The sequence below is a fragment of the Burkholderia sp. MSMB1498 genome, assembly GCF_001526245.1.
Taxonomy (GTDB): Bacteria; Pseudomonadota; Gammaproteobacteria; order Burkholderiales; family Burkholderiaceae; genus Burkholderia; species Burkholderia savannae.
Window position 1 is genome coordinate 1 of record NZ_LOYJ01000081.1, and the last position, 1,236, is coordinate 1,236.

A 1,236-nucleotide genomic window follows, 5' to 3' on the forward strand; every position below is an offset into this window, starting at 1 on the left:
GGAGGAAGCAATTGCTCGATCGAAAGGCACTTCAGGCACTGGGCTGCTGGACAGGTTATCGGCTGGAACGTGTGGAATGGCCACAAGGAGAAGAGCGCACGCTATCGCTGTATCTGAAGCCGGTCAGCAAGGTCATGTACTGCGAGCAATGCGGTGCACGCTGCCAGCAGATCCACGAGACGACGGTTCGTCGAGTGCGCGATTTGCCGCTGTTCGAATACCGGGTGGTGCTGCACGTTCCCCGTCGCCGGGTCTGGTGCGAACACTGCGGCGGCCCGCGACTGGAGAAGCTGGCGTGGCTGGGCCGCTACCAGCGAGTGACGGAGCGGTTCGCCAAAGCCTGCGAGAAGCTGCTGCAGGCCGCCAGCGTGCAGGCGGTAGCGGCCTTTTACGATTTGGGTTGGCACACGGTCAAATCGATCGACAAGATGCGCTTGCGAGCGCGTGTGGCCGAGCCGGACTGGTCGGCGATCCGCTATCTGGCGATGGACGAGTTCGCGCTTCATAAGGGCCATCGCTACGCCACGGTGGTGGTTGATCCGATCGGCCGGCAGGTGCTCTGGGTCGGGCCCGGACGTTCACGCGAAACGGCGCGAGCCTTCTTCGAACAACTCCCTGAAGGCGTGGCCGAGCGCATCGAAGCGGTCGCCATCGACATGACCACGGCCTATGAACTGGAGATCAAGGAACAGTGCCCGCAGGCGGAAATCGTCTTCGACCTGTACCACGTCGTGGCCAAGTACGGGCGCGAAGTGATCGACCGAGTGCGAGTGGATCAGGCCAATCAACTCCGGCATGACAAGCCGGCGCGGAAGGTCCTGAAGTCCAGTCGCTGGCTGCTACTGCGCAACCGTCATAACCTGAAGCCAGAACAGGCCGTGCATCTGAAGGAGCTGCTGGCCGCGAATCAGTCGCTGTTATGCGTCTATGTGCTGCGCGACGAACTCAAACGGCTCTGGTTCTACCGCAAGCCAGCCTGGGCGGAAAAGGCCTGGGGGCAATGGATCGAACAGGCTCAGCAAAGCGGGATCGCCGCCTTGCAAAAGTTCGCCGAGCGCTTGCAGGGTTACTGGCACGGAATCGTGGCCCGCTGCCGCCATCCGCTCAATACCAGCATCGTTGAAGGCATCAACAATACGATCAAGGTCATCAAGCGCAGGGCCTACGGGTACCGTGACGAGGAGTACTTCTTCCTCAAGATCCGCGCCGCGTTCCCCGGAATTCCGCGATGAACCA

The 1,236-nt window shown here is 61.5% G+C and carries 1 protein-coding gene; it reads left to right on the forward strand.

Going from position 1 to position 1,236, the window contains the following annotated elements:
- Window positions 1-11: 11 nt before the first annotated feature.
- On the forward strand, window positions 12-1,232 hold the full coding sequence (locus tag WS91_RS17935) for an ISL3 family transposase (RefSeq protein ID WP_059670723.1): 1,221 nt from the start codon (window positions 12-14) through the stop codon (window positions 1,230-1,232).
- The last annotated feature ends 4 nt before the right edge of the window (window positions 1,233-1,236 follow it).